This window comes from Methanosarcina baikalica (genome assembly GCF_031461075.1).
Classification (GTDB): domain Archaea; phylum Halobacteriota; class Methanosarcinia; order Methanosarcinales; family Methanosarcinaceae; genus Methanosarcina; species Methanosarcina baikalica.
The window spans coordinates 1-3599 of sequence record NZ_JAVKPK010000119.1 but is presented as its reverse complement, the minus strand read 5'-3'; the positions used below and the strand labels follow the sequence as shown (position 1 = coordinate 3599).

Annotated in this window: 3 protein-coding genes; 2 read left to right on the top strand and 1 reads right to left on the bottom strand. The window is 41.9% G+C overall.

Annotated elements, in window-relative coordinates; all coding sequences use genetic code 11:
* Positions 1 to 20 precede the first annotated feature (20 nt).
* Positions 21 to 1499 carry an asparagine synthetase B family protein gene (locus RG963_RS16165; RefSeq protein WP_310577308.1) on the bottom strand — a complete coding sequence of 493 codons (1479 nt, stop codon included), beginning with the start codon at positions 1497 to 1499 and terminating at the stop codon, positions 21 to 23.
* A gap of 673 nt (positions 1500 to 2172) precedes the next feature.
* Between RG963_RS16165 and purS the strand changes: the two genes are divergently transcribed.
* Both purS and purQ read left to right on the top strand, forming a co-directional pair.
* A complete protein-coding gene (gene purS, locus RG963_RS16160) occupies positions 2173 to 2424 on the top strand; it encodes a phosphoribosylformylglycinamidine synthase subunit PurS (protein WP_310577307.1) in 252 nt (83 codons plus the stop codon).
* 75 nt (positions 2425 to 2499) lie between these two features.
* A complete protein-coding gene (gene purQ, locus RG963_RS16155; protein WP_310577306.1) occupies positions 2500 to 3198 on the top strand; it encodes a phosphoribosylformylglycinamidine synthase I in 699 nt (232 codons plus the stop codon).
* Positions 3199 to 3599: the final 401 nt, after the last annotated feature.

Below are 3599 nucleotides of genomic sequence, written 5' to 3'. Positions count from 1 at the left end.
AATTTTATCAGTTAATTTTATCAGTTAATTTTATCAGTTAATATGAAGTCAAATCCCTGTTCTGCAGCAACCTGTTTGAGGTACTTTTCGATATGGTTTCCTTCTCTTTTTGAAAACCCTGCTTCTCGGGCAAGCTTATCAAGCACCTTTTGGACTCCTGTCCCATATTGCATTGCTTTCTTTTCCTTCCAGAGAAGTTCCGACGGAAGCACTTCTTCTGCTGCCTTTCTCAGAATATACTTTCTTGTATAGGAGCCGCTTTTTTTAAAGACTTTAAGTTCAGGGCTGATTGAAAGCCCTGTTCTTATTACTTCTTTATCCAGAAAAGGCACCCTGAGTTCCACCGAATTAGCCATAGTAACCATATCATCCCTTTCAAGGTTAATTGTTGAAATATTTTGAATGTCTGAATATATCTCTCTGTCAAGCACTTCAGGCCCCTGCTCAAGAAAACCCTCGTGCCTGCTGTAACCACCAAAGAGTTCGTCTGCGCCCTGCCCTGTAAGAAGGACCCTTTTTCCATCTTCCCTTGCAGTTTTTGCAACAATGTAGAGAGGAAGCCCTATTGCAATTTTCATAGGGTCCGTTGATTCGGTCGCATAGATTACGTGAGGAACTGCTGCCTCGATTTCTTTAGGAGAAAGGAGGTGCAATCTGAGAGAATCCGTCATGCCAGTAGCTTTAGCCGCACTCCCAGCCTGAGTAATATCATGGGAATCCGGAAGCCCGACTGCATAAAGGGGAATATCCGGATTAACTTTTTTTGCAAGGGCTGCTAAAAAGGTGCTGTCAATGCCCCCGGAAAACGCAATTCCTGAAGCCTGCGTAAGTCGTATTTCCACAGCCTTTTCAAGGGCTGCCTTCAAGAGGGAAACAGCTTCACTTTCTTCTGAGATCCTTTCTTGCGGCGGCTTTATTCTAAGGAATTTTTCTTCAAGCCTTCCACTCCGGATATTGAAACTCATGATGCTGCCAGGAGGGAAAGGTTTTATTTTTCTTCCAAAAGCAACGAAAGCTTTTTTTTCGGAGGCAAAGGCAATTTCCGGCTTTTCTATGCCCTTTTTTATTGAATAAAAAAGAGGCTTGACTCCCACAGGGTCTCTTGCCAGTACAAGCTCGCTATCCCGGGCATATGCCAGGGCGTAATCTCCGTTTACTCTGGAAAGCACGGAAAAAACCGCATTTATCGGCGTATCTCCTTCCCTAATTAAGGTTTCTATCAGGGAAAAAAGCACCTCAGTATCAGAATCGGTTATTATCCCTGATTCAGCCGCAAGTTCCCCGAAATTGAATACTTCTCCATTGAGTACGAGCGCCCCTTTTCCTACAAGCGGCTGGGGCATATCGCCAGTGATTTTAAGCAAGGTGTTTCCTATACTCAGTCCTCCGGTCTGATAGGTTCCGCAAGCATCAGGCCCCCTGTGCCCCAGGGCTGCAAGCATTTGTATTATTTCTATATTCGTGTCAAGAACTCCGGAAACTCCTGCTATTCCGCACATTTTTACTCCTTTTTTCTTTCTGGTAGGTGTATACACGCACCATATCTCTATTTATTATTTTGCCAATTAAGAGAAAGTATCCAAAGTTCGGAAGGGTAAAAATAGTTAATTTAAAAAAGAAAAGTCCGCTTTTTCAACTTTCAGGTCCTGACCTTTGTCCCAACATTATCCGGGGCTTCTTCTCGCAGTCCTTCTATGGCGTATACAGGGTCTCTCTTCAGGGCAGTAAAGGGGTTCATCGCTTTTTTTTCTCTCCCCTATCCGCATCAAGTTCGTGTAGTAGATGCGGCAGCAGCGAGTTAGATAAAGGTTGTTTGCGGGCCTGTAATGATTACATTTTATATCTTTTTAAACTTTCCAGATATATCTTTTTAAACTTTCCAGATCTATATATTTTCTTATAATAGTAAGGTTTTATAAATCACGGGTTCAGATAGCATAATAGAGATAACAGAGACACAACGTGCAGCTAGTTTTGGAGACAGAGATAGCTGTTTTAAGGAAACTTTTTATCCGTGCTCTCCAATATACGCAACGTTTTTAAGCATCTTATAATTATTATGGTGCTGACTGATTATTATTTACCTTTAGATCTTATTTAATCTCGTATTCGGGAAACCGAAAAGCGGGGATATCCGGTTAATTTGAAAATTTAAAATTGAGGCATATAAAGATGCAGTACCAGGCAACAGTTAGAATAGAACAGAAAGCAGGTATGCTTGACCCTGAAGGCACTACCGCAAAAAGGGCTCTCGGACACCTTGGCTATCAGGTCAGCAGCGTAAAGACCGCAAAGCTGTATGAAATCGTACTTGAAGCCGAATCTGAAGAGGTTGCAGAGCAGAAAGTTGACGAGATGTGCCAGAAACTTATCGCTAACCCAATCGTCCATAACTACACAATCGAGCTCAAGGAACTTAATTGAGCTATCCGGCGGATAAGCGATTCAAACGTTAAAAAAGCTAAAGGCTTTTGAAAATGCGAAGACTGAGGGAAAAATATGAAAATTGCCATTATTCAGTTCGGGGGCACAAACTGCGACCTGGACGTTCTCCACGTCCTTAAAGATGTCGTGGGTGTGGACGCAGAGACTGTCTGGTACAAACAGGAAGATCTGACGGGTTTTGACGGAGTTGTTGTCCCTGGCGGCTTTTCCTACGGAGACTATCTTAGAGCAGGGGCAATTGCAGCCCGCACTCCAATCATGGATTCAGTGAAAAAACTTGCAGCCGAAGGAAAGCCTATCCTCGGGATTTGCAACGGCTTCCAGGTCCTTACCGAAGCCCGGGTCCTTGAAGGGGCCCTGACAACCAACGAGTACCCGAAATTCAAATGCCAGTGGACTAACCTCAGGGTAGAGACAACTGATACGCCTTTTACCTCGAAGTTCAGAAAAGGTGAGCTTATCAGGATGCCTATAGCCCATATGGAAGGGAAGTTCTATGCCGAAGAGAAAACCCTGGCAGAACTTGACGAAAACGACCAGGTTATCTTCCGGTATGTGGATGAAAATGGAAAAGTAACGGATGCAGCTAACCCTAACGGCTCTCTCGAAAATATTGCAGGAATAATAAACACTTCAAGAAATATCTTCGGCCTCATGCCCCATCCGGAAAGAGCTTCCGAATCGATCCTCGGCTCGGACGATGGTCTGCGGGTTTTCGAGTCCATGGCGGATTATATTACCGAGAATTTTTAATTTTCTTTAATTTATTTAATTCATTTTCTACTTTTTATCAATCTTTTATATCTTTTTTATATTTTTTTTCTTTTCAAGCCGTTTTTATTTTTTAATAACTACATCTTTTCCAACTGCATTTATTTTTGTTGGATTATATTAATGGGTCTATTTTATATTGATCTCTTTTTCTACCCCTTTTCCCCTTACGTTTCCTTTTCCTGAGACAAATTTACAGGTTTTCAGGTCTCCGGTGTCTTTCATTTAATCGACTTTCCGGCTGCAGGCAGATGAATAGACAAGATTGATAAAAAGAAGTTCAGGTTTATTTATCAGAATTTATATTTCAAAATCTTTTTATTACCTCGAACTATTATTCTTACGAGTTATTATAAAGACGGCATTTATTCTGTCTACACAAT